The organism is Halomonas maura (assembly GCF_030409305.1).
Lineage (GTDB): Bacteria > Pseudomonadota > Gammaproteobacteria > Pseudomonadales > Halomonadaceae > Halomonas > Halomonas maura.
Genome location: NZ_JAUFPQ010000002.1, coordinates 102,791 through 127,126 on the forward strand (window position 1 = coordinate 102,791; position 24,336 = coordinate 127,126).

Annotated in this window: 19 protein-coding genes; all 19 read left to right on the forward strand. The window is 71.5% G+C overall.

Annotated features, from left to right (window positions below):
* Nucleotides 1-299: 299 nt before the first annotated feature.
* Entirely contained in the window at nt 300-809 is a 510-nt protein-coding gene (gene tssB / locus QWY76_RS00645) for a type VI secretion system contractile sheath small subunit (protein WP_290309182.1), read from the forward strand.
* A gap of 31 nt (nt 810-840) precedes the next feature.
* Nucleotides 841-2,322: a type VI secretion system contractile sheath large subunit gene (gene tssC, locus QWY76_RS00650; protein ID WP_183384920.1), complete on the forward strand. Its 1,482-nt coding sequence runs from the start codon at nt 841-843 to the stop codon at nt 2,320-2,322.
* Between the two features lie 4 nt (nt 2,323-2,326).
* Nucleotides 2,327-2,761 carry a type VI secretion system baseplate subunit TssE gene (gene tssE, locus QWY76_RS00655; protein WP_183384921.1) on the forward strand — a complete coding sequence of 145 codons (435 nt, stop codon included), beginning with the start codon at nt 2,327-2,329 and terminating at the stop codon, nt 2,759-2,761.
* Between the two features lie 7 nt (nt 2,762-2,768).
* Nucleotides 2,769-4,532 (forward strand): type VI secretion system baseplate subunit TssF, encoded by a 1,764-nt coding sequence (tssF, locus tag QWY76_RS00660; protein WP_290309183.1) that lies wholly within the window; start codon nt 2,769-2,771, stop codon nt 4,530-4,532.
* On the forward strand, nt 4,496-5,515 hold the full coding sequence (tssG, locus tag QWY76_RS00665; RefSeq protein WP_290309184.1) for a type VI secretion system baseplate subunit TssG: 1,020 nt from the start codon (nt 4,496-4,498) through the stop codon (nt 5,513-5,515). The genes tssF and tssG overlap by 37 nt, the downstream gene beginning before the upstream one ends.
* 7 nt (nt 5,516-5,522) lie before the next feature.
* On the forward strand, nt 5,523-6,845 hold the full coding sequence (gene tagH, locus QWY76_RS00670) for a type VI secretion system-associated FHA domain protein TagH (RefSeq protein WP_290309185.1): 1,323 nt from the start codon (nt 5,523-5,525) through the stop codon (nt 6,843-6,845).
* Complete coding sequence (gene tssJ, locus QWY76_RS00675) at nt 6,842-7,399, forward strand: type VI secretion system lipoprotein TssJ (protein ID WP_290309186.1); 558 nt, start codon at nt 6,842-6,844, stop codon at nt 7,397-7,399. Before tagH ends, tssJ begins: the two co-directional genes overlap by 4 nt.
* A complete protein-coding gene (gene tssK, locus QWY76_RS00680) occupies nt 7,399-8,733 on the forward strand; it encodes a type VI secretion system baseplate subunit TssK (RefSeq protein ID WP_290309187.1) in 1,335 nt (444 codons plus the stop codon). Before tssJ ends, tssK begins: the two co-directional genes overlap by 1 nt.
* Nucleotides 8,734-8,736: 3 nt before the next feature.
* Nucleotides 8,737-9,549: a type IVB secretion system protein IcmH/DotU gene (icmH, locus tag QWY76_RS00685; protein WP_290309188.1), complete on the forward strand. Its 813-nt coding sequence runs from the start codon at nt 8,737-8,739 to the stop codon at nt 9,547-9,549.
* A 29-nt stretch (nt 9,550-9,578) separates the two neighbouring features.
* Nucleotides 9,579-12,191 carry a type VI secretion system ATPase TssH gene (tssH, locus tag QWY76_RS00690; protein ID WP_290309189.1) on the forward strand — a complete coding sequence of 871 codons (2,613 nt, stop codon included), beginning with the start codon at nt 9,579-9,581 and terminating at the stop codon, nt 12,189-12,191.
* A 1-nt stretch (nt 12,192) separates the two neighbouring features.
* Nucleotides 12,193-13,788 carry a sigma-54 interaction domain-containing protein gene (locus QWY76_RS00695; protein WP_290309190.1) on the forward strand — a complete coding sequence of 532 codons (1,596 nt, stop codon included), beginning with the start codon at nt 12,193-12,195 and terminating at the stop codon, nt 13,786-13,788.
* On the forward strand, nt 13,785-14,462 hold the full coding sequence (gene vasI, locus QWY76_RS00700; RefSeq protein WP_290309191.1) for a type VI secretion system-associated protein VasI: 678 nt from the start codon (nt 13,785-13,787) through the stop codon (nt 14,460-14,462). The genes QWY76_RS00695 and vasI overlap by 4 nt, the downstream gene beginning before the upstream one ends.
* A gap of 11 nt (nt 14,463-14,473) precedes the next feature.
* Nucleotides 14,474-15,901, forward strand: a complete 1,428-nt coding sequence (tssA, locus tag QWY76_RS00705) for a type VI secretion system protein TssA (protein ID WP_290309192.1) — start codon at nt 14,474-14,476, stop codon at nt 15,899-15,901.
* Nucleotides 15,902-15,947: 46 nt separating this feature from the next.
* A complete protein-coding gene (tssM, locus tag QWY76_RS00710) occupies nt 15,948-19,601 on the forward strand; it encodes a type VI secretion system membrane subunit TssM (RefSeq protein WP_290309193.1) in 3,654 nt (1,217 codons plus the stop codon).
* The gene (locus QWY76_RS00715; protein ID WP_290309194.1) at nt 19,585-20,199 is read left to right on the forward strand and encodes a GNAT family N-acetyltransferase; all 615 of its coding nucleotides are present in this window, start codon (nt 19,585-19,587) and stop codon (nt 20,197-20,199) included. Before tssM ends, QWY76_RS00715 begins: the two co-directional genes overlap by 17 nt.
* Nucleotides 20,200-20,230: 31 nt before the next feature.
* Nucleotides 20,231-20,518: a type VI secretion system PAAR protein gene (locus QWY76_RS00720; RefSeq protein ID WP_290309195.1), complete on the forward strand. Its 288-nt coding sequence runs from the start codon at nt 20,231-20,233 to the stop codon at nt 20,516-20,518.
* Between the two features lies 1 nt (nt 20,519).
* Complete coding sequence (locus QWY76_RS00725; protein ID WP_290309196.1) at nt 20,520-22,568, forward strand: type VI secretion system Vgr family protein; 2,049 nt, start codon at nt 20,520-20,522, stop codon at nt 22,566-22,568.
* Nucleotides 22,569-22,643: 75 nt separating this feature from the next.
* Nucleotides 22,644-23,492, forward strand: coding sequence for a DUF4123 domain-containing protein (locus tag QWY76_RS00730; protein WP_290309197.1), 849 nt, complete (start codon nt 22,644-22,646; stop codon nt 23,490-23,492).
* Nucleotides 23,493-23,504: 12 nt separating this feature from the next.
* Nucleotides 23,505-24,336, forward strand: an 832-nt coding sequence (locus tag QWY76_RS00735) for a toxin VasX (RefSeq protein WP_290309198.1), incomplete at its 3' end; no start/stop codon positions are given.

Genomic DNA, 24,336 nt, shown 5'->3' on the forward strand with positions numbered 1-24,336 from the left:
TGTTTGATGGCGTCGGCGCGAGTGCTTTTCCTGACGTTTGCCGCTGATGGCGCCTTTTTGGTGCATTTTCTTCATTCCCTCCTCGCCGGACGCCCCGGCCCGACGCGCCCGGCCTCCGTCGGGGCTCCCCCACGCGCCTCATTCGAGTTGGTACCCTCGCGCCCACATTCGACAATGCCAGCGTCGGCCGCCCATGCCGGTCGGCTGGATGTCGCATCGTCTGCGCCTGGCTGGGCACGGCTCCGGGGAAGGGGCCGGCCGGGGCGTGGCGCCGTTATCCGCAGGGAGGAAGCTCGAAGATGGCCAAAGAAGGGTCCGTTGCGCCGAAGGAGCGCATCAACATCAAGTACGTGCCCGCCACCGGGGACCAGCAAGCCGAGACCGAACTGCCGCAGAAGCTGCTGGTGGTCGGCGACTTCAAGGGCGGCGCCGAGGAGACGCCGATCGAGGAGCGCGACGCCGTCTCGGTGGACAAGAACAACTTCCAGTCGGTGATGCGCGAGGCCGGCCTGGGGCTGCAGGCCAGCGTGCCCAATCGCCTGGAGGCAGAACAGGACAAGCAACTGGCCGTGGACCTGAGCTTCCAGTCGCTGGCGGATTTCGCCCCCGACAGCGTGGCGCGCCAGGTGCCCGAGCTGCGCAAGCTGGTCGAGCTGCGCGAGGCGCTGGTGGCCCTCAAGGGACCGCTGGGCAATGTGCCGGCCTTTCGCGAGCGCCTGCAGGCGCTGATCGAGAACCCCGAGGCTCGGGACCAGTTGCTGAGCGAGCTCGAACTGCTCGACGACGCCCGGTCCGCGGGCGATACCTGATCCCTTCACGCATGGAAGCGAGGCACCCCTCATGAGCGAATCCACCCAGTCCCAGGCGCCCGCCGCCGAGGCCCGCGCCGAGGAATCCCTGCTCGACCAGGTGATGGCCCAGACGCGCATGGCCCCCGCCGACGAAGGCTACGACGTGGCCAAGCAGGGCGTCGCCGCCTTCATCAGCGAGCTGCTGAAGAGCGACGATGGCCAGGCGCAGGTCAACAAGTCGGTCGTCGACCGGATGATCGTCGAGCTGGATCGCAAGATCGGCCACCAGGTCGACGAGATCCTCCACGACCCGGGCTTCCAGCATCTCGAGTCGGCCTGGCGGGGCCTGAAGCTGCTGGTCGATCGCACCGACTTTCGCGAGAACATCAAGCTCAACGTCCTCCACGCCACCAAGGAGGAGTTGCTCGAGGACTTCGAGTTCGCCCCGGAGATCAGCCAGAGCGGCCTCTACCAGCACGTCTATGCGGCCGAGTACGGCCAGTTCGGCGGCGAGCCGGTGGCGGCGATGATCGGCCATTACGATTTCACGCCCTCGACCCCCGACATCAAGCTGCTGCAGTACACCGCCTCGGTGGGGGCCATGTCCCACGCGCCCTTCCTGTCCTCGGTGGCGCCGAGCTTCTTCGGCATCGACAGCTTCGAGGAGCTGCCCAACATCAAGGACTTCAAGGCGATCTTCGAGGGCCCCAAGTACGCCCGCTGGCGCAGCCTGCGCGAGTCCGAGGATTCCCGCTACCTGGGCCTCACCGCGCCGCGCTTCCTGCTGCGCATGCCCTACGACCCGGTCGAGAACCCGGTCAAGTCCTTCCACTACGAGGAGTCGGTCAGCGAGAGCCACGACCACTACCTGTGGGGCAACACCGCCTACCTGCTCGCCGAGCGCCTCAACGACAGCTTCGCCAGGTACCGCTGGTGCCCGAACATCATCGGGCCGCAGAGCGGCGGGGCGGTCGAGAACCTGCCGGTGCACACCTACGAGGCGCTGGGGCAGCTGCAGAGCAAGATTCCCACCGAGGTGCTGGTCACCGACCGGCGGGAATTCGAGATGGCCGAGGAGGGCTTCATCTCGCTGACCATGCGCAAGGGCAGCGACAACGCCGCCTTCTTCTCCGCCAACTCGGTGCAGAAGCCCAGGAGCTTCCCCAACACCCCCGAGGGACGCGAGGCCGAGACCAACTTCAAGCTCGGCACCCAGCTGCCCTACGTGTTCATCGTCAATCGCCTGGCCCACTACATCAAGGTGCTGCAGCGCGAGCAGATCGGCTCCTGGAAGGAGCGCCAGGACCTGGAGCGCGAGCTCAACACCTGGATCCGCCAGTACGTCGCCGACCAGGAGAACCCCCCGGCCGACGTGCGCAGTCGCCGTCCGCTGCGCGCCGCCTCGGTGCAGGTCTCGGACGTCGAGGGCGACCCGGGCTGGTATCGCGTCTCGCTGGCGGTCCGCCCGCACTTCAAGTACATGGGCGCCAACTTCGAGCTGTCGCTGGTGGGACGCCTCGACAAGGACTGACGCCATGACCGCCTTCAGGGATCGCGGCGGGCGGCCCGGCGCACGGCTCTTCGAGCGCCTGTCGGCACCGGAGCGCCCGGTGCCGGAGGGCGAGCGGGCGCTGGAGGCCACCCTGGTCTCCATCAAGCGCCACCTGGTCGACCTGCTCAACAGCCACCCGGGGCACAGCGAGTGTGCCCCGGCGCTGGGCCTGCTGGACTTCAACGACGCCACGCTGGGCGTGCTCGACCTCGAGCTCAAGGTCGAGCGCGCGATCCGCGAGTGCATCGAGCGCTACGAGCCGCGGGTCCGGCGCGTGCGGGTCGAGACCCAGCCCAACGACGGTGACCCGCTGCAGTTGCGCTTCCAGGTCCAGGCCACCCTGGAGCTGGGGCGCGAGGCCACCGAGACCACCATCGACCTGTTGCTCAACGACAAGCGCTACCAGTGCGTGAACTGAGGCCATCATGCTGAACCGCTACTACCGGGACGAGCTCGACTTCCTGAAGCGCCAGGGCCGCGAGTTTGCCGAGGGCAATCCCGGCCTCAGCCGCTTCCTCGCCGAGCAGAGCACCGACCCCGACGTCGAGCGCCTGCTCGAGGGGTTCGCCTTCCTGTCCGGGCGGCTGCGCGAGAAGGTCGATGACGAGTTCCCCGAGCTCACCCACGCGCTGATCGGCATGCTGTGGCCCAACTACCTGCGCCCGGTGCCGAGCATGACGGTGGTGCAGTTCGCCCCCCACTGGCACGGCCTGAGCGGCGCCCAGGCGGTGCCCCGCGGCACCTCCCTGGCCAGCCGCGAGGTCGAGGGCACGGCCTGCACCTTTCGCACCTGCCACGAGCTGACGCTCTACCCCCTGGCCCACGACGGGGTCACCGCCCGCCACTCCCGGGAGGCCTCGGTGGTCGAGCTCGACCTGGCGGTGCACAGCGACCAGCCCCTGGATGCCCTGGGGGTCACCGACCTGCGCCTGCACCTGGGCGGCAGCGGCTACACGGCCCGCACCCTCTACCTGTGGCTCAACCACTACCTGGCCGGCCTCGAGCTCGAGGTCGACGGCCAGCGGCTGCCGCTGCCCACCCGCCTGCTGGCGCCGGTGGGCTTCGCCGCCGAGGACGCCCTGCTGCCGTACCCGCGCAACGTCTACCAGGGCTATCGCATCCTGCAGGAGTACCTGTGCTTCCCCGAGGCCTTCCAGTTCTTCGACCTCGAGGGCCTGGGCGACTACCTGCCGTCGCGCCCGGCCGAGCGGCTGACCCTGCGCTTCACCTTTACCCGCACCCTGCCGGCGGATGCCCGGGTGGGGGACGAGAGCCTGGCGCTGTACTGCACCCCGGCGATCAACCTCTTCGCCCATGACGCCGACCCGGTGGACTTGAGCGGCGAGCGCAGCGAGTACCGCATTCGCCCCAGCAGCCGCTTCCCCGCCCACTACGAGGTGTTCAGCGTCGACGAGGTCGCGGGCTGGCTGGAGAGCGAGGCCGGGCGCATCCGCGGCGAGCCGCGCCGCTACGTGCCCTTCGAGAGCTTCGAGCACCAGGTCGAGCGCGACCGGGGGCGCCAGGCGCTCTACTACCGGGTGCGGGTCCGCGACAGCCTGCGCGGCGACGGCTTCGACCACGATATCGCCTTCGTGCGCGGCGACGAGCAGGCCTGCCTGGGCCTGCGCGAGACCATCTCGCTGCGCCTGACCTGCTCCAACCGCGAGCTGCCGGAACGGCTGACCATCGGCGACGTCTGCCGGCCCACCGAGGACAGCCCGGCCTTCGCCGGCTTTCGCAACATCACCCGGCCGACCCCGGCGATGCGCCCGACCCTCGACGGCAGCCTGCTGTGGACGCTGATCTCCAACCTGTCGCTCAACTACCTGTCGCTGCTCGACCGCGATGCGCTGCGCTCGGTGCTGCGCGTCTACGACTTCCGCGCGCTGGTCGACCGCCAGGCCGAGCGCATCGCCCAGCAGCGCCTGGCGGGCATCGTCGACATCCAGACCCAGCCGGTGGACCGGCTGTATCGGGGCCTGCCGGTGCGCGGCCTGCGCTCCGAGATGACCCTGGACCAGGAGGCCTTCGGCGACGAGGGCAGCCTCTTCCTGTTCGCCAGCGTGCTGTCCCGGTTCTTCTCGCTGTACGCCAGCATCAACTCCTTCCACGAGTTGCATGTCACCAACCTCCACAACCGCGAGCGCTACGCATGGACCTTGCAGTCGGGCCAGCAGCCCCTGATGTAGCGCTGGCACCCCTGGTCGACGGGGCCCGACGCTACGATTTCTACCAGCTGGTCGAGCTGCTCCACCGGCACCACGGCGACGACCTCGAGGGCGACCGCGAGGCCGACCCGAGCGCCGAGCGCGTGCGTTTCCAGGCCTCCGCCTCGCTGGGCTTCCCGGGCAGCGACGTGGTCGACCTCGCCCCCCGCGAGACCGGGCGCTACGCCCTGCGCGTCAGCTTCCTGGGGCTGCAGGGCGCCCAGTCGCCGCTGCCGGGCTACTACCTGGAGGCGATGGCCCATGCCGAGGTCCATCGCGAGGGCGCGGCCGGCGACTTCCTCGACCTGTTCAACCATCGGCTGCTGTCGCTGCTGCACCGCGGCTGGCGCAAGTACCGCCACCACGTGCGCTACCAGGACGGCGCCGAGGACGGCTTCTCGGCGGCGGTCTTCGCCCTGGTCGGGCTGGCCGACGAGCGGCTGCGCGGCGAGACGTCGATCAACTGGAGCAAGATGCTGGCCTATGCCGGCCTGCTGGCCGGTCGCTCGCGCTCGCCGGACGTGGTGGCGGGCATCGTCGGCCACTGCTTCGACCTCGACGGGGTCGAGGTCGAGCCCTGGGTGCTGCGCCGGGTCGAGATCCCGGCGGACCAGCGCAGCCGCACGGGCCTGGCCTGCGCCACCCTGGGCCAGGACATGGTCGCCGGCGGCCGGGTCGCCGACATCAGCGGCAAGTTCGCGCTGTGCCTGCGCGGCCTGGACCTGGCGCGCTTCCGCGACTTCCTGCCCGACGGGCGCGACCACCAGGCGCTGCGCACCCTGGTCGACTTCGTGCTGCGCGAACCCCTGGCCTACGACCTGGAACTCGAGCTGCTGGAGAGCGAGGTCCGCCCCATGCGGCTGGGCGAGGGCGGCAGCTGCCAGCTGGGCTGGACGACCTTCGTCCAGCCCGAGGCCGACGCGGCGCCCCGGCGGCGCCGCGTCCGCATACAGATGACACGGTGAACCTCCCATGAACACGACGCCCACGCAGCAGGCCATCACCCTGGTGGTCATCAACAGCGAACGGCTCGAGGGCCGCTCCACCAGCAGTCACGTCTTCCGCTCGCCCGGCGGCAGCCTGGGCAGCGCCACGGCCGACGACTGGCTGCTGCAGGACCACGCCGGCCGGGTGCGGCCGGGGCATGCCGAGATCCAGCGCCTCGACGGGCGCTTCTGCCTGGTCGACCGTTGCGGCCAGACCTTCGTCAACCGCGCGACCCTGCCGATCGGCCGGGAGCGCCGGGTGGCGCTGCGCGACGGCGACGAGCTGCAGGTCGGGGAATACCGGCTGCGCGTGCACCTGGGCGACCGCCAGGCCGACAGCGCCGGCGTGCAGCCCCTGGCGACCCTGGTGGACGAGGAGCACGAGCGACTCGACGCCGCCGAGGCGCCGCCGGCCACGGCGCTCGCCCCGACGCCCCAGCATGACCCGCTGGCGGCGCTGGGCGACGCCTCGCCGGCCCACCGCCATCAGGACCCCCTGGCCGCCCTGGCCGACGACGAGGTCGCCGGCGAGGACGACCCCCACGGCCTGCTCGAAGCCCTGGACGGCCGGGGCGAGCCATTGCCCGCCCCGGCGGCACCGCTGAACCGACGATACGAGGACCCGCACATGGACGAACGGTTGTTGAACGATCTGGAACGCTCGGTCGGCGAGCAGCTCGAGGAACGCTGGCAGGAGCCGGCCGCGGGCGGGGAGGTCGGCCATATCGGCGCCTCGCCGCTGCTCACCACCCTGGGCGGCGAACTGCGCTTTCGCGACAGCGCCGAGCAGCACGCCTTCCTCGAGGAGGCCGGGCGGACCCTGCGGGCCACCATGGAAGGGCTGCTGGCGCTGCACCAGGCCCATGACGGCAGCCGCTATCCGCTGCGCGACCGCCGCCTGCAACCCATCGAGGACAACCCGCTGCGCCTCGGCCAGCCCTACGCCCAGACCCTGACCACGCTGTTCTCGGCCCAGCGCAGCCCGGTGCACCTCTCCGCCCCGGCGGCGGTGGCGGAGTGCCTGGAGCACCAGCAGCAGCACCAGGCCGCCGTCGAGGAGGCCATCGGCGACGCCCTGTCCGCGATCCTCGAGGCCTTCTCGCCGGACGCGCTGCTCAAGCGCTTCCATGCCTACCGCGGCGCCGGCCGGCAGGGCGAGGACGAGGGCGGCTGGGCCTGGGAGATGTACCGGCACTACTACCAGGAGCTCAATTCCGGCCGCCAGCAGGGCTTCGAGAAGCTGTTCTGGGAGGTCTTCGAGCAGGGCTACGACCAGTCGCTGCGCCGCCAGCAGCGGGAGGGCGCATGACGCCCCGTGCCGCCCGGGCCGTGACCCTGAGCCGTCGCCTGGTCGTCGGGCTGTCGCTGCTGCTGGCGCTGGGCGGCTGCGCCTCGACCTTCGAGGCCGCCGGCAAGACCTACCAGGTGGTGCGCGATCCCTCCATTCCGGTGGGCTACCCGGAGGACCGGCCGTCGCGGGTCGACCTGAGCATGCTCGCCGCCGGCGACGTCAATCCCAACGGCGAGGGGGAGGGCGCGCCGCTGCGCTTCCAGATCCTGCAGCTCAAGGACGACTCCATGCTGATGGCGGCCGACCATCGCCAGCTGCGCGACGACCTGGAGGAGGCGCTCGGCACCAACTACCTGGCCCATGACGACTTCACCCTACTGCCCGGCCAGTTCAAGTTCTACGAGCCCTTCGAGGTCGAGGAGGACACCCGCTACATCGGCATCATCGCCTTCTATGCCGAGCCGGATCAGGCGCAGTGGAAGAAGGTCGTGCGCATCGACGACCGGGGCCGGGACTATCACCTGCTGGTGCACCTGCACGAGCACGAGGCCGCGCTGCGGAAGGAGACCTGATGGCCAGTCGCAACCGAGTGGTATGGAGCGAGGGGCTGTTCATCAAGCCTCAGCACTTCCAGCAGCAGCAGCGCAGCCTGGAAGGCCTGATCGACAGCCGCCTGCGCGGCGTCGGCGGCCATCTGCACGGCTTCCTGTCGCTGGAGCTCAACGCCGAGTACCTGAGCTTCGGGCGCATCGCCCTGAGCCGCGCCAGCGGCGTGATGCCCGACGGCACCGCCTTCCAGCTGCCCGACGACGACCTCGAGCCCCAGCCGCTGGAGATCAGCGATGCCTCGATCACCAACCAAGTGGTCTACCTGGGCGTGCCGCTGGCCACCGACGGGGTCGCCGAGGTCAGCCGGGAGGCCGCGGGGCTGCCCTCGCGCTACCGGGCCGCGTCCCGCGGGGTACGCGACCTGCACTCCCCGGACGGCGACCTGGCCGACCTCGAGCTGGCGCGGGTCGCCCCGCGGCTGCTGCTCGAGAACGAGGACCGCAGCGCCTATGCCTGTCTGGCCGTGGCGCGCATCCTCGAGCGGCGCCCGGACGGCAGCCTGGTGCTCGACGAGGGCTTCCTGCCGACCCTGCTCAACGTCCAGGCCGCGCCGGTGCTGCAGCGCTTCGTCGGCGAGATGGCCGGGCTGATGCGCGAGCGGGCCCGCAACCTGGCCCAGCGCCTGGCCACGCCCAGCCAGACCGGGGTGGCCGATGTCGCCGACTTCATGCTGCTGGAGTCGCTCAACCGCGCCCAGCCGCGCTTCCAGCACCTGGCCCGGCTCGGCCACCTGCACCCCGAGCGGCTCTACGCCAGCATGCTCGAGACCTGCAGCGAGCTGACCACCTTCACCGGGGAATCGCGGCTGCCGCCGGAGTACCCGGCCTATGACCACGACCATCCCGAGGCCGCCTTCCGGCCGCTGATGCAGAGCCTGCGCCAGTCGCTGTCCACGGTGCTCGAGCCCCGGGCGCTGGCCATCCAGCTGCAGTCCCGGCGCTTCGGCCTCAAGGTGGCGACGCTGGCCGACCTCAGCCTGCTCGACGACGCCGACTTCATCCTCGCGGTGCGCGCCGACCTGCCGCCGGAGCGGCTGCGCAAGCTGTTCGTGCAGCAGACCAAGGTGGCCAGCGTCGAGCGCATCCGCGACCTCATCAGCCTGCAGCTGCCGGGCATCCCCCTCGAGCCGCTGCCGGTGGCGCCGCGCCAGCTGCCCTACCATGCCGGCTACACCTACTTCCGCCTCGACCGGCACAGCGAGGCCTGGAGCATGCTGCGCGGGGCCAGCGGCTTCGCCTTCCATGTCGCCGGCGACTTCCCGGGGCTGGAAATGCAGTTCTGGGCGATCAGGAGCTAAGCCATGAACGAACTCGCCACCCGCGACGACGCCCGGCGCCACGAGGACAGCATCGATGTCCAGGGCCTGGAGCGACTGATCCACAGCCATGCCGGCCACCTGGATGCCGACGAGGACTACTGGTTCCGGCTGCGCGGCCACAGCCTCAATCCGCTGGTGGATGCCGCCAGCTCGCTGCTGGGCATGGTGGTCCGGGTCCGCCAGCTCGACCAGCTCGACGACATCGAGCGCCTCTACCGCCAGGTGGTCGACGAGATCGCCGCCATCGAGGTCGAGCTGACCGAGCAGGGCTACGACCGGCCGACCCTGCTGGCCTACCGCTACGTGCTGTGCTCCTTCATCGACGAGGCGGTGATGAGCACCGACTGGGGGCAGCAGAGCGAGTGGGCGGGCCACTCCCTGCTGACGCGCTTCCACAACGAGACCTGGGGCGGCGAGAAGGTCTTCTCGATCCTCTCCCGGCTGCGCCAGGAGCCCCGCCGCTATCGCGACATGCTGGCCTTCATCTACCTGTGCCTGTGCCTGGGCTTCGAGGGCCGCTACCGGGTCATGCCGCACGGCCGCGAGGAGTACGAGCAGATCCTGCGCGAGCTCGGCGACCAGCTGGCGGCCCTCGACGAGCCCGGCGAGGAGGGCCTGACCCGCCCGCTGGACAACGTGGTCACCGCCCCGCGCCGCCAGGGCGACGGCCTGCCGCTGTGGGGCATCGTCGCGCTCTTCGCCCTGGCGCTGGCGACGGTCTACGCCGGCCTGGCGTGGTCGCTGGATACCCAGGCCGACCAGGTCGGCCGGCTGCTGGAACGGATCATCAACTAGCCATCGACGGCAACACCGAGGGAGAGACCATGCTCAGGGTAGAGCTACCGGCACTGATCGACCGACTCAACGCCATCGCCCGTCAGGGGCTCGAGGCGGCCGCGGCGCTGTGCGCCGAGCAGCAGGCCCCCGAGGTCGGCGCCTCCCACCTGCTGCTGGCGTTCGTCGACCAGCCGCTGTGCGATGTGCGGGTGCTTCTCGACGGCGAGGGCATCGCGCTTGCCGAGCTGCGCCGCGCGCTGGCCGAGGACGCCCGGCCGCCCCGCGACCTGGAGGTCACCACGCCGAGCTTCTCGCCGCTGCTGGTCGAGCTGCTGCAGGATGCCTGGCTGCTGGCGAGCACCGAGCTCGACCACCGCGCGCTGCGCAGCGGGGTGATCTTCACCGCCCTGCTGCACCATGCCGGGCGCTACCTGGGCCCGCGCGGCGAGCGGCTGCTGGCCGGCATCAACCGCGAGCGCCTGCGTCGCGACTTCGCCCGGCTGACCCGCGACTCCGCCGAGGCCGCGGTGCCCGGCGCCGAGGCCGAGGGCCAGGCCGCGGCGCGCGGCGCCGGCGGCGACGACGGTGCCCTGGCGCGCTTCGCCACCTCGCTCACCGAGCAGGCCCGCCGCGGCGAGCTCGACCCGGTGCTGTGCCGCGACCCGGAGATCGACCAGATGCTCGACATCCTCGGTCGTCGGCGCAAGAACAATCCCATCGTGGTGGGGGAGGCCGGGGTCGGCAAGAGCGCCGTGGTCGAGGGGCTGGCCTCGCGCATCGTCGAGGGCCGGGTGCCCGCGGCGCTGGCCGGCGTGGAGCTGGTGTCGCTGGATCTCGGCGCCCTGCAGGCCGGCGCCTCGGTCAAGGGCGAGTTCGAGAAGCGCCTCAAGGCGGTGATCGAGGAGGTCAAGCAGGCCGCCACCCCGACGCTGCTGTTCATCGACGAGGCGCATACCCTGATCGGCGCCGGCAACCCGGAGGGCGGCGCCGACGCCGCCAACCTGCTCAAGCCGGCCCTGGCCCGGGGCGAACTGCGCACCATCGCCGCCACCACCTGGCGCGAGTACAAGAAGCACGTCGAGAAGGACCCGGCGCTGTCGCGGCGCTTCCAGCCCATCGCCCTGGGCGAGCCCAGCGTCGAGGAGGCGCTGGTCATCCTGCGCGGCCTGCGCGACGTCTACGAGGCGACCCACGGCGTGCTGATCGGCGACAGCGGCCTGCGCGCCGCCGCGGAGCTCTCGGCCCGCTACCTGGCCGGCCGCCAGCTGCCCGACAAGGCCATCGACGTGCTCGATACCGCCTGCACCCGGCTCGCCCAGGCCCTGGACACCCCGCCGCGGCGGCTCAGCCACCTCAACAGCGAGCACCTGGCCGCCTGGCGCGAGCGCGACCAGCTCGACCGCGAGGCGCTGCTGGGGCGAACCCCCGAGGCCGGTCGCCTGGATGCCCTGGACGCGCGCCTGGCGCGGCTGGGCGAGGAACTGGGAACCCTGGAGACGGCCTGGGGCGAGCAGCGCGACTGCGTCGAGGCGATCGTCGGGCTGCATCGCGAGCTGCTCGACGGCGAGGACGAGGATCTCGAGCGCCGCGACCGGCAGGCGGCGAGCCTGGCCGATCACGAGGCGCGCCTCGCCGAGCTGCAGCACGAGTTCGCCCTGGTCAATGCCAGCGTCGAGGAGGCCCAGGTCGCCCAGGTCATCGGCGACTGGACCGGCGTGCCGGTGGAGCGCATGACCCGCGATGAGCTGTCGCGGCTGACCGAGCTGCCCGAGGCGCTGGGCCGGCTGATCAAGGGCCAGGACCTGGCCATCGAGCGCCTGCACCGCCACCTGCTCACCGCCCGCGCCGACCTGCGCCGTCCCGGTCGCCCGCTGGGCGCCTTCCTGCTGGTCGGCCCCAGCGGCGTGGGCAAGACCGAGACCGTGGTGCAGATCGCCGAGAGCCTGTACGGCGGGCGGCAGTTCCTGACCACCATCAACATGTCCGAGTATCAGGAGAAGCACACCGTCTCCCGGCTGATCGGCTCGCCCCCGGGCTACGTGGGCTTCGGCGAGGGCGGCCTGCTGACCGAGGCGATCCGCCAGCGGCCCTACTCGGTGGTGTTGCTCGACGAGGTCGAGAAGGCCCACCCGGACGTGCTCAACCTCTTCTACCAGGCCTTCGACAAGGGCGAGCTGGCCGACGGCGAAGGGCGCGCCATCGACTGTCGCAACGTGCTGTTCTTCATGACCTCGAACCTGGGCCATGACGCCATCGTGCGCCACGCCGACGATCGCGCGGCGATGGACGCGGCGCTCTACCCGGTGCTGGCCGAGTTCTTCCGGCCGGCGCTGCTGGCGCGCATGGAGGTGGTGCCCTACCTGCCGCTGTCCCGGGACATCCTCCACGCCATCGTCGGCGCCAAGCTCGAGACCCTGGCCGGGCGCATCCGCGAGCGCCACCGCCAGGCCGAGGTGGTGCTCGACCCGGCCCTGGCCGAGGCCATCTGCGCCCGGGCCACGCGCAGCGAGAACGGCGCGCGGATGCTCGAGTCGGTGATCGACGGCGAGCTGTTGCCGCCGGTCTCGCGGGCGCTGCTCGAGCGGATGGCGCGCCGCGAGCCGGTGACCCGGGTGACGCTGGGCGTCGACGGGCATGACTTCGCCGCGGAGGTGGCATGACGTGAGCAGGGACGGCGTGCTGCAGGCGGGAGGAGCGACCGCGTCGGGCCCGGCGCTGGTCGGCATGGGCGAGGCGCTGCGGCTGGTCGAGAGCCGCACGCCGGCCGAGCTGCGCCGGCGCGGCGTCGCGCTGCTGGGCGACCGCCAGGGCCTGCCCTGGGTGCGCTGTCTCGCCCTGGACGCCAGCGGTCGCTGGCTGGGCGACGACGACGACCGTCCGCGGCTGGCCTGCGACGACTTCCGCCACCCCTATGCCCACGCCATCCGCCGCGGCGAGCGCCTGGCCCTGGGGCTCGGCGAGGCCCGCTCGCGGCTGGATCACGAGGCCTTCCAGGAGGCGGTCGCCGGGCTGCCCGCGGCCTGGCGCCTGGTGGTGCAGCCGCTGCGCGCCCGCGACGGGCAGCGCGAGTGGCTCGGGGTGCTGGCCCTGGCCGGCCCGGCCGCCGAGCTCGAGCCGCTGCTGGCCAGCGCCGACTTCCAGGCCTTCGAGACGCTGTGGTGCCATCTCTGGGCCTGGCAGATCCGCCAGCGTGACGAGCGCCAGCACCAGGCGTTGCTGCGCGACTCCCTGGCCAAGCTCAACGACGGGGCCCGCCGGCGCGGCCTCAGCGAGCGGCTGGGGCAAGACATCCGCGGGGGCTCGCCGGCCATCCGCGCGCTGCGCGACCAGCTGGTGCGCGCCGCCGAGACCCACCTGGCCGTGCTGCTGCAGGGCGAGACCGGCACCGGCAAGGACCTGGTGGCCCGCGGCATCCACGAGGTCTCGTCGCGGGCCGAGGGGCCCTTCATGGCGATCAACTGCGCGGCGATTCCCGAGAGCCTGCTGGAATCCGAGCTCTTCGGCCATGCCCGGGGGGCCTTCTCCGGCGCCGACCGGGCGCGGGAGGGGCTGCTCGGCCAGGCCGACGGCGGCACCCTGTTCCTCGACGAGATCGGCGACATGCCGCTGGCCCTGCAGGCCAAGCTGCTGCGGGTGCTGGAGAGCGGCCGCTACCGGCCGCTGGGGGCCAGCGAGGAGCGCCGCGTCGACCTGCGGCTGGTGGCCGCCACCCACCAGCCGTTGCATCGCCGCATCCGCGAGGGGGCCTTCCGCGCCGACCTCTACTACCGGCTCGGCCAGTTCCCGCTGGCGCTGCCCGCCCTGCGCGAGCGCCGCGAGGACATCCCCGAGCTGGCGCTGGCCTTCATCGCCGACTTCTGCCGGCGCGAGGGCCGCGAGGACATCGGCCTGGGCCGCGCCGCCCTGCGCGCCCTCGGCGAGCGGGACTACCCCGGCAACGTGCGCGAGCTCAAGAACCTCATCGACTATGCCTGTGCCATGACCCGCGACGGCGAGGACATCGTCCCCGAGGCGCTGCCGCCGGCCGGCCTGCCCCGGGAGCCCGACGAGGCGGCGGGCGCCGAGGCCGCGCCGCTGCGGGGGGCCAGCGAGGAGGTCGCCGACCTGCGCCGGGCGCTGCGCGACTACGAGGCGACGCTGATCCGCCAGCGCCTGGACCGCTTCGACGGCAACCGCTCGCTGGCGGCCGAGAGCCTCGGCCTGCCCAAGCGGACCCTGGCCCACAAGTGCCGACAGCTGCAACTGGATACCCCATGATCGCGACCCTGACGACACGCCATGCCCCCACGACGGGCGCCCCGGGCCGCTGGCTGGTGGCCGGCCTGGCCATTGCCCTGCTGGCCGGCGCCCCGACCGTCCAGGCCGAGGACTCGCGTCTCGCCGAGGCCCGGGCCTGTGCCGCGCAGAGCTCCCGGCTGGCGCGCCTGCAATGCTACGACGCCCTGTTCCGCGACCGCCCGGACGCGGCGCAGGAGCAGGACCCGCGCTCGCCGCTGTGGCAGGACGTGGCCGCCCAGGAGGCCGAGCGGGCCGCCGACGATGTCGGCCTGCTGGTCCGCGAGACCCCGGATACCGTGCTGATGAGCGCCCCGGCGCTCGGCACGGTGCCGCCCCGGCCGCTGCTGGTGATCAGCTGCGACGACGCCATCACCCGCTTCCAGCTGCACCTCAGCGAGCCGCTGGAGGCCCCGCGGGCGCCGCTGCGGCTGCAGGGGGCGGGCGTCGCGCTGGACCAGACCTGGCGGGTGCTGGATGCCGGCCACGTGCTCAGCGGCGGCCGCGGCCTGCCGGCCATCGCCACCCTGAAACGCCTGCTGGGCACCGAGCAACTGACCCTGGCCAGCGAGCGGCCCGCCATCGACGGCCTGCGCTTCGACCTGAGCGGGCTGCGCTCGGCGGTCGCCCCGCTGCGCGCCATGTGCCGCTGGTAACGAGGATCCCCATGCGAATCACCCAGGACGCCCAGCTCGAGCCCCTGCTGGCCCCCCTGGCCGACGGCGTCGGCCGGCCGGTGACCGACACCGAGGCCTTCGCCTGGCTCGACGAGGAGATGATGAAGGTCGGCTCGCTGCAGCACGGCGAGGTCGACTGGCCGGGGGCCGAGGCCCGGGCCGCGGGGCTGCTCGCCGACACCGGCAAGGACCTGCGGGTGCTCGGCCACCTGCTGCACTGCCTGCAGCAGGGCGGCGACGCGGTGCGCTTCGCGCTGTCGCTAGCGCTGCTCGACGGCGCCCTCGCGCGCTGGTGGGAGACGGCCTACCCCTATGCCGGAGCGCGCGGCAAGCGGGCCCGGCCGAAGCTCTTCCAGCAGTTCACCCAGCGCGCGGTGACACTGGCCGGCGCGCTCGACTTCCAGGGCGCCGCCGAGGAGCACCAGGCCTGCCGGAACGCGCTGGCGCGGCTGCGAGACCGGGTCGCCGAGCAGGCGCTGCCGGACCCGGCGCTGGAAGAGCTCGCGCGGCTGCTGGACAAGGCCACGCCGGCGGCGGCGAATCCCGCCCCGGCCACCCCCGCCCCGGCAGCGTCCGCGGGCGAGGGCCCGCGAGGGGCGCCCGCCGAGACGGCCGCGACGGCGGCCCGGGCGCCGGAGGCCCGCCTCGAGGCCGGCAACGAGCGAGGCAACCGCCAGGCGCTGCTCAAGATGGCGGAATTCCTCAACGACCAGTCGCCGGGCGAGGCGCTGGGCTACCGGCTGCGACGCCACGCCATCTGGCACACCATCCAGGGCCTGCCGATGACCCGCGACGGCCAGCGTACCGAACTGGCACCGGTGTCCGCCGACCGCGCCGCGGAGTACCGCGAGGCCGCCGGCGGGCGGCCGACCCCCGCGGACTGGCAGCGCATCGAGAACAGCCTGGCGCTCGCCCCCTACTGGCTCGAGGGCCATCGGCTGAGCGCCGAGATGGCCGGCAAGCTCGAGCATCCGCGCTGCGCCGAGGCGATCCGCGACGAGGCCGAGCGCTTCCTGGCCCGGCTGCCGGGACTGGAGGCGCTGACCTTCAGCGATGGCAGCGCCTTCCTCGACCCGGCCACCCGGGCCTGGCTCGAGGCACGCCCCGGCGCCGGGGCGCCACCGGCCGGGGGCGGCGGCGACCCCTGGCAGGCGGGCCTGGAGACCGCCCGGGAACGGCTGGCGGAGGAGGGGCTGGCCGCCGCGCTGGCGGTCCTCGACGAGGGCCTGGCGGCGGCGCACTCGCCGCGGGAGAGCGTCTACTGGCGCCTGGCCAGCGCCGACCTGCTGCACGAGGCCGGCCTCGCCGCCCTGGCCCGGCAGCACTATCAGGCACTGCACGACGCCGTGACACCGCTCGAGCTCGACCGCTGGGAGCCGGCCCTGCCGGCCCGGCTGGCATCGGCGCTCGAGGCGTGAGGCACGGCGACGCAAAAGAATCGACAGGGACGAGGGAGCAAGGCTCATGTGGAGACGAGTGAAGGCCGGCCTGGCCCGCTGGATGCCCGGGATGTCCCGGGCGGAGAGCCAGCTCAACCAGGCACGGGGACACGCCAACCGGGCGAGGGGACTGAAGCGCCTGGGCGTATGGCTGTGGGCCGCCCTGGTGGTGGCGCTGCTGGTGGCGATCTGGTGGCTGGGGCCGCAGTGGCAGGCCTTCGGCGCTCGGCCGCTGGGGCCCTGGGTCAACCGCCTGCTGGCCAGCCTGGCGCTGGCCGGGGTGGTCGCGGTGGTGTGGGGCATTCGCCTGGCGCGGCGCCTGCGCACCCTCGACGAGCAGCGTCGCCACGACGAGCAGCGCCAGCTCGACCCGGTGCTCGGCCAGCTCGAGCGCCAGGAGGAGAGCCTGGAGGCCACCCTCGAGGAGCTCACCGAGAGCCTCGGCGGCGGCGCCAACGCCCGCTACAAGCTGCCCTGGTACCTGGTGATGGGCGTGGAGAACGCCGGCAAGACCAGCCTGATCAACCGCTCGGGGCAGAACTTCGCCCTGACCCACGTGATGAAGGCCTCCGGCCAGGGCAAGCGCGGCCGGCTGGGCTTCGACTGGTGGATCGGCGACAAGGCGGTGCTGATCGATCCCGACGGCGAGCTGCTGACCCAGGGCGCGCTGCAGGGCGGCGAACCGGCGGAACTCGAGAGCCGGCTGTGGAACCACTTCGTCGACTGGCTGGGGCGCCATCGTGACCGCCGGCCGCTGGACGGCGTGGTGCTGGTGCTCGACCTGGCGCGGCTCAGCGACGCCCAGGTGGCGGTGCGCAAGGCCTACGCCTCGCTGCTGCGGGCGCGGCTGCGCGAGCTGATGGAGCGCCACGGCAGCCGGCTGCCGGTCTACGTGACCTTCAGCAAGATGGACCTGCTGCACGGCTTCGATGACTTCTTCCGTCACTATTCCCGGGCCGCTCGCCGGGCGCCGCTGGGCTTCACCTTCTCCCCGGCCTCCCTCGACAAGCCCGGCCGCTGGGAGCTCGAGTTCGCCGAGGCCTACGACGGCATGCTCGAGCGGCTCAACCAGAGCCTGCCCGGCCTGCTCGCCGAGTGCCGCGACCGCGAGGAGCGCGAGGCGGTGTTCCGCTTCGTGCGCCAGCTCGCCGGCCTGCGCGACGTGCTGCTGGGCTTCCTCGGCGAGGCGCTGTCCAGCGATCGCTTCTCCACCGCGGCGCTGGTGCGCGGCGCCTACTTCACCTCGGTCTACCAGCAGGGCGTGCCGGAGGATCCCTTCGTCGACGCCGCCGCGCGGCGCTACGGCATGACCGACGGCGTGCAGCCGGCGCACCGGGCGGCGCGCTCGGCGCTCTACTTCACCGAGGAGCTGTTCGAGCGGATCATCTATCCCGAGTCGGGGCTGGCCGGCGACAATGCCCGGGCGGCGCGCCGCCGTCGGCGCGTGCGGCGCGTCGCTGGCCTGGCCTGCCTGTTCGTCGGCGCGGCCATGGTCGGCGGCTGGTACCACTTCTACCAGAAGAACGCCCAGGCCCTGGTCGCGGTGGAGGACAAGGCCGAGGCCTTCCTCGCCGTGCGGCCGGGCCAGTGGCACAGCGACGACCCCACCGGCCAGGGGCTGCTCGAGCCGCTGGACCGCCTGCTGGACGCCACCCTGGAATTCGGCGATTACCGCTCGCGGCCCTGGCTGCTGGCCGACATGGGCCTCTACCAGGGCCATGAGCTGGGCGTCGAGGTCGACAACGCCTACCTGCAGCTGCTCGAGCGGCAGTTCCTGCCGGTGCTGATGATCGGCATCATGGATGACATGAACCGTGCGCCGGACGGCAGCAACGACAAGCTGGCGCTGCTGCGCATCCTGCGCATGATGGCCGACGCCAGTGGCCGCCAGCCCGAGCGGGTGCATGCCTTCATGGCGGACCGCTGGCAGGAGGCCTTTCCCGGTCAGGGGGATGTCCAGCGCCGGCTGCTCGGCCACCTCGACTATGCCCTGGCCTACACCGACCTCGCCGGCCATGCCGCGGACGGCGACCTCGCGGCCCGCGAGGCCATGGCACCGCTGCAGGGCAGCATCGAGGCGGCCCAGCAGGAGCTGGCCCGTCAGCCCATGGCCGAGCGGGTCTATGCCTCCCTCAAGGCCGGCAGCATCCGGCGCAGCGGGGCCCGGCTCGACCTGCGCGCGAGCGTCGGCCCGGCCTTCAGCCTGGTGTTCATGGCCCGCGACGACGACCCCGAGCGGGTGCGCATCCCCGGGCTGCTCACCCGGGACGGCTTCGAGGGCTACTTCCTCGACCGGCTGGAGCAGGCCACCGAGCTGGCGCTGATCGACACCTGGGTGCTCGGCCAGCGCGATGATATCGACTTCAGCGCGGCCGACCGGCGTCGCCTGCAGGAGGCGCTGCGCGAGCGCTACGCCAGCGACTATCACGTCACCTGGCGCGAGGCGCTGGCCGACATCCGCCTGGTGCCACTGCCCGATATCCACCAGGCGGTGCTGGTCGCCGACGGCCTGCTCGGGGCGAGCCGGCCCCTCGACCGCCTGCTCGGCGAAGTCGCCGAGCAGACCGAGCTCTACCCGGAGCTGCCGGAGGACGACGCGGCCGCCCAGGAGGCGCTGCAGCGCTCGCCACGCTACCGCCTGGCCAGCGAGATCGCCCGCCACTTCGCCCCGCTCCACGAACTGACCGAGACCCGCGGCGACAACCCCTCGAACCTCGACGAGATCAAGGCGGCGGTCGCCGAGCTGCGCGACTACCTGCGCCGGGTCGACGAGGCCGGGGATCGCGGCCAGAGCGCCTTCGAGGTGGCCCGTGACCGCCTCTCGCTGCAGGGCGGCGACCCCATCGCGCGGCTCAAGCGCATCGCCGAGGACACCCCGGCGCCGGTGGGCGGGATGCTCGAGAGCCTGGCCGACCAGAGCTGGCAGCTGCTGATGGCCAGCGCGGTGCGCCACCTCGAGCGCCAGTGGATGGACGAGGTCGTGGCGCCCTTCCAGCAGCGCCTGGCCGGTCGCTACCCGCTGGCCCCCCAGGCCTCCCGGGAGGTGGCGCTGGCCGACTTCGAGGCCTTCTTCGCCCCGGACGGCATCCTCGATACCTTCTACCAGCGCAACCTCAAGCCCTTCATCGAGGGCGCGCCTCAGGCCCTCCGGACTCGTGGGGGCGACGCGCTGCTGCGGCGTGGGGTGATGGAGGCCATGCAACGCGCCGAGCGCATCCGCGAGGCCTACCTCAACCGCGATGGCGTGCTCGACGTGGCCTTCAGCCTCGAGCCGCTCAGCCTGAGCGCCGACAAGCGGCGCGGGGTGATCAGCGTCGACGGCCAGCTGATCGACTATGCCCACGGCGTCAGCCGCCGGGTGCCGATGATCTGGCCCAACGGCCTGCGCGACAGCAACGAGAGCCGGATCACCCTGGTGCCGAGCGAGGTCAATCGCTCGCCGCGCAGCCTGCGCCGGGACGGCCCCTGGGCCTGGTTCCGCCTGCTCGACGAGGCCCAGCTGACCGGCGCGGGAGAGCGCGAGCTGGAGCTCCGCTTCCAGATCGACGGCGGCAGCATGCGCTACCGCCTCACCGCCGAGGGGCCGCGCAACCCCTTCACCCGGTCCCTGGTGGCGGGCTTCCGCCTGCCCACCGCCCTGTATGCCGAAGGAGAGCGTGACGATGCTGGCGACGCTTAAACGCTGGATGGGCGCGGGCCCGACCGTGCCAAGCGCCGAGCCCGCCGTCGTCGCACCGCGGGAGGCCGCGGTGCCGGCGCTGGCCGCGGCCGGCGAGGCCGACATTCCCCTGCTGCTCGAGGCGGCTCGGCGCGCCGAGGCGGAGGGGCTCTCGCCCTGGGTGCTGCGCGACGAGGCCCGCCTGGAGACCCTGCGCCGCTCGCTGGAGTTCGTGGTCCACCGCGGCCTCTGGCTGCAGCGCGAGGCGGGCCAGGTCGCCCATTGGCAGGGCCGGCTGCTGGCGCTGCGCCATGGCGACGGGCCGGTGCTCGGCATGCTGCTGGTCTGCCGGCGCGACGACGAGGCCGCTTGGCAGCTGCGCTTCTTCTTCATCGCCCCGGAATGGCAGGGCCGCGGCCACGGCGCCCGCCTGCTGCTGGCCGCCCGCCGCGAGCTTCGGGGCACGCCGCTGCAGACCCGGCTGCCGCTGGCCGGGGCCGTCCCGGCCAGCCTCGAGGCGGCGGGCTTCCGGCGCATGCACGTGGACGCCGGCGGGGTGGCCAGCTTCGAGGCCCCGGCGCAGTGGAACGATCAACGCGAACGCATGCGTGGCGCCTGAGCGGCGACGCGCATCGGCAGGAGGACGACGCATGGGACGCAAGTTCGTATTGCTGGGGGATCTCGGCACCGACCACGAGGGCTTTCCCCCCACGCCGGTGACCGCCGGCAGCCCCACGGTGATGATCGACGGCAAGCCCGTGGCCCGCCAGGGCGACCCCCTGGCGCCCCACGACAAGCCGGAGCATGGCACCCACCCGCGCGCCATCGCCGGCGGCTCGGGCAGCATCCTGGTCGACGGCAAGCCGGTGGCGCTCACCGGGCATGCCGTGGACTGCGGTGGCGTGGTGATCGGCAGTGCCAGCGGGGAGGGCAGCTGACATGGCCGACCGCAGCGGACTGCAGTTCACCCTGAGCCTGGCGGGCGTTTCCCAGGCACCGGGCGAGACCGAGCTGGCGGTGATTGACTTCACCCAGGAGGAGTCGCTCTCTTCGCCCTTCCACCTGCGGGTGCGCTTCGCCAGCCGCTCGCCGGATCTCTCGCCGGAGGCGCTGCTCGACCGCCCGGCGAGCCTCACCGTGTGGCAGGACGGCGTCGCCCAGCGCCGGGTCCACGGCATCGTCGCCGAGTTCGGCCGCGGCGACCGCGGCCATCGCCGCAGCCACTACGAGGCGGTCATCCGCCCGGCGCTGTGGCGCCTCTCGCTGCGCCAGAACTCGCGGATCTTCCAGCGTGTCTCGCCGTTGACCATCATCAACACCCTGTGCGAGGAGCGTGGCCTGACCGACGTGGCCTTCGCGGTGACCCGCGAGCCCGAGGAGCGCGAGTACTGCGTGCAGTACCGCGAGACCGACCTGGCATTCGTCGAACGGCTGGCCGCCGAGGAGGGGCTGTTCTATTTCCATGAGTTCGAGGACGCCGACCTCGGCGCCCACCGGCTGGTGTTCGCCGACGATCCCCAGGTGCTCACCGGGCTCGGCGAGCGCACCTATCACCATCGCGCCGGCGGCAGCGCCCCCCAGCGCCACCTGCGCCGGCTGACCCAGACCGCCCGGGTGCGCCCGGCCCGCGCCCAGCTCAAGGACTACAGCTTCAAGCAGCCGGCCTATGGCCAGCTTCATGATCACCAGGGCCAGCGGCTGGAACAGCACAGCCAGCGCGAGGACTACGAGCACTACGACTACCCGGGCCGCTACAAGGCCGACGCCTCGGGCCAGGCCTTCACCCGCCATCGCCTGGAGCACCTGCGCCACGACGCCCTGACCCTCGACGGCGAGAGCGACCTGCCGGAGCTCTCGCCGGGCACGCGCTTCAGCCTGGCCGACCACGATGTCGGCGAGTTCAATCGCGGCTGGCAGGTCATCAAGGTGGTCCACGAGGGCGAGCAGCCCCAGGCGCTGGGCGAGGACGCCGTGCAGGCCGACGGCATGACGCGCTATCACAACACCCTGAGCCTGACCCCGGACGACGCCGCCTGGCGCCCCGTGCCGCGGCCCAAGCCGCGGGTCGACGGTCCCCAGGTGGCCTTCGTGGTCGGCCCCGAGGGCGAGGAGATCCACTGCGACGAACACGGCCGGGTGCGCTGCCAGTTCCCCTGGGACCGCTACGCCGAGCCCAACGAGACGGCCAGCGCCTGGCTGCGGGTCAGCCAGGGCTGGGCCGGCGGCGGCTACGGCATGATGGCGATTCCGCGCATCGGCCACGAGGTGATCGTCTCCTTCCTGGAGGGCGACCCGGACCAGCCGCTGATCACCGGGCGCACCTACCACGCGGTCAACACCCCGCCGTATTCGCTGCCGGAACACAAGACCCGCACCGTGCTGCGCACCCAGACCCACCAGGGCGAGGGCTTCAACGAGCTGCGCTTCGAGGACCAGCACGACCAGGAGCAGATCTGGGTACATGCCCAGAAGGATCTGGAACTGCTGACCGAGAACGACCGCACCGAAGAGATTCGCCGCGACAGCCACCTCAAGGTCAAGCGCGATCGTATCGAAGAGCTCGACCGCGACGACCACCTCACCGTGCACGGCGAACGCCGCAGCCAGATCGACGGCGACGACCACCTCAGCGTGGGCCAGACTCGCCACGAGAAGATCGGCCGTTCCCAGCTCGTCGAGGCCGGCAGCGAGGTGCACCACAAGGCCGGCATGAAGGTGGTGGTCGAGGCCGGCGCCGAGATCACCCTCAAGGCCGGCGGCAGCTTCGTGAAGCTCGACCCCAGCGGCGTGACCATCGTCGGCCCGAGCGTGAAGATCAACTCCGGCGGCAGCCCCGGCTCGGGCACCGGGCAGAGCGCCCAGGCGCCGATCTTGCCGGGGGAGGTCGAGCCCGCCCCGCAATTCACGCCGATCAAGGCACCGCAGCATGCCGCCCTGTTGCAGCAGCAGGCGCTGTGCCCGGTCTGCGAATCCGGCAGCGAAGGATAAGCGGTTATGAGTGAGTATTGGCCTTCGGACGGCTCATCATGGGGGTTCGGGCATGGCTGGCCCGAGGCAGGCAACGTGTTCCTGCTGCTCGATGGTGTTCGCGTGAAAGATCTAGCCCGGCGCCTGTACGAGTGGTCGGAGGGCGACCTGGAGGCCGACTTGCTATACGCTGGCACGCCTTGGTCCGATGTTGCCGAGGTGTCGCCATGGCTAGTACAGCTCAAGGGGCCTGGCGACCCGATCTTCAAGCAGTTCATCAGCCAGGGGGCCGAAGCGGAGTGGGGGTTCCTGATCACTAGCTCGGCTGGACTTCTCGAGGTGGCGGACCATCTGCGCGAACTGATCCAGGTGCGGCATCCCTTGGGGGTTCCCATGCTGCTGCGTCTAGCCGACCCGGCGGTCATATCGGCGCTACTCTCGGATGCCAGCTCACCGGAGCAGTTGCCCTGGGGGCCGATTGAGCGGTTGATATTGCCGGATGCGGTGAAAGAAACTTGGCAGGAAAGTGCGCCACAGGCGAGTAGCGACAATGGCCGGGCCATTGACGCATCGGATTATCGGCTCTCGGAGTCGCAGTTGGCAGACTTGGAGGCATGTGACCGGCGACGAGACACCCGTCGGCTGATGAGCTTCGTCGATGAACACTGTGACGGCTGGCTGACGGCAACGAATCATGCTCAGCGCCACGCGCAACTGGCCGGCATCGTGCAGGAGGCGCGGGAGTTAGGGTTTTCCTCCCCACGGGAATGGGCTCTGTTCTGTACCTTGATGCAGTGCCTCGGCATCACTTCTTGGCGAGAGGCCGAGAACTCTGAAATGTGGATGAACTTGCTGCGGGATCCAGACCAGGGGAGCGGCATGGCGCGACTCGAGGCCGCCTTGTCAGCGGCTACCACATCATCACGGACTGACGTTACGACATAGGGAGAATGTCATATGGCTGCGTTCGAGCGACCCGCCGATGACCGCAATGACGCCTCACTGGCGGCGTATGAAATGTCGAGTCGCGGCAGCGAAGAAGGGGCGACCTGTCCATTGCTGACGGGGAAGGTACAACTATTGCCCTTGCGCTACGGCCTGGTCGAGGAACTCGAGCCAGGAGTGGCGACCCCTTATACGCTGACGGCGCGGCCACTGGGCATTCGTCTGCTGCGTAACGGCTACCTCTATATCCTCGATGGTGAGACCCTCCAGCTCGACGAGTACGAGTTTCGCGATTTCGGCAACACCATTACTGGCGGTAAGCTCGAGTACGAGACCGATCGCACACTTTACGTCTGTTTCTCCGAGGTGCAGTGGACCGCCGCAAAGCGTTCTCAGGTGACGGAGAGCGAAGAAGATCGGGATGCCTTCATGCAGGCAGTCGACCTCGCAGGCGCTGACCCTGTCAGCGGTGGCGGCCAGCATCTGATCACCACGGCCCAGGCCGAAGAGTGGGTGGCCGAGTTCGCTGAGGATGCCCAGCTCGAGGTTCCCGAAGAAGGCTACGAGCAAGAAGCAGAGCCTTACCTGTGGGAAAACGAGCCTTACTATCACAAGTCGCGGCTCGGCAAGCTGCTCAAGCAGCATGGAGTCGAGGATCGTTGCGAAGCCCTGTGCCTGATCGTGCGCGACGATATCGGCGTGATGCGTGATCTCGCACAGTTCCAGGATGAAGTCGTGGGCTGGGTGGAGGACTGGGCCACGGGAGGTGAGGGTAATACCGAGCGGGATTACCTGCTGGCCTGCTACATCGAATCGCTGTCCCAGCTCAAGGACAACTCGCTGG

What these genes read in the sequence shown, in the direction of transcription:
- vasI (WP_290309191.1), top strand. Translation starts at nt 13,785, where the DNA reads ATGATCGCGACCCTGACGACACGCCATGCCCCCACGACGGGCGCCCCG.
- QWY76_RS00720 (WP_290309195.1), top strand. Translation starts at nt 20,231, where the DNA reads ATGGGACGCAAGTTCGTATTGCTGGGGGATCTCGGCACCGACCACGAG.
- tssC (WP_183384920.1), top strand. Translation starts at nt 841, where the DNA reads ATGAGCGAATCCACCCAGTCCCAGGCGCCCGCCGCCGAGGCCCGCGCC.
- tssH (WP_290309189.1), top strand. Translation starts at nt 9,579, where the DNA reads ATGCTCAGGGTAGAGCTACCGGCACTGATCGACCGACTCAACGCCATC.
- tssA (WP_290309192.1), top strand. Translation starts at nt 14,474, where the DNA reads ATGCGAATCACCCAGGACGCCCAGCTCGAGCCCCTGCTGGCCCCCCTG.
- QWY76_RS00715 (WP_290309194.1), top strand. Translation starts at nt 19,585, where the DNA reads ATGCTGGCGACGCTTAAACGCTGGATGGGCGCGGGCCCGACCGTGCCA.
- QWY76_RS00725 (WP_290309196.1), top strand. Translation starts at nt 20,520, where the DNA reads ATGGCCGACCGCAGCGGACTGCAGTTCACCCTGAGCCTGGCGGGCGTT.
- tssF (WP_290309183.1), top strand. Translation starts at nt 2,769, where the DNA reads ATGCTGAACCGCTACTACCGGGACGAGCTCGACTTCCTGAAGCGCCAG.
- tssJ (WP_290309186.1), top strand. Translation starts at nt 6,842, where the DNA reads ATGACGCCCCGTGCCGCCCGGGCCGTGACCCTGAGCCGTCGCCTGGTC.
- tssG (WP_290309184.1), top strand. Translation starts at nt 4,496, where the DNA reads ATGGACCTTGCAGTCGGGCCAGCAGCCCCTGATGTAGCGCTGGCACCC.
- tssM (WP_290309193.1), top strand. Translation starts at nt 15,948, where the DNA reads ATGTGGAGACGAGTGAAGGCCGGCCTGGCCCGCTGGATGCCCGGGATG.
- icmH (WP_290309188.1), top strand. Translation starts at nt 8,737, where the DNA reads ATGAACGAACTCGCCACCCGCGACGACGCCCGGCGCCACGAGGACAGC.
- tssE (WP_183384921.1), top strand. Translation starts at nt 2,327, where the DNA reads ATGACCGCCTTCAGGGATCGCGGCGGGCGGCCCGGCGCACGGCTCTTC.
- tssB (WP_290309182.1), top strand. Translation starts at nt 300, where the DNA reads ATGGCCAAAGAAGGGTCCGTTGCGCCGAAGGAGCGCATCAACATCAAG.
- tssK (WP_290309187.1), top strand. Translation starts at nt 7,399, where the DNA reads ATGGCCAGTCGCAACCGAGTGGTATGGAGCGAGGGGCTGTTCATCAAG.
- tagH (WP_290309185.1), top strand. Translation starts at nt 5,523, where the DNA reads ATGAACACGACGCCCACGCAGCAGGCCATCACCCTGGTGGTCATCAAC.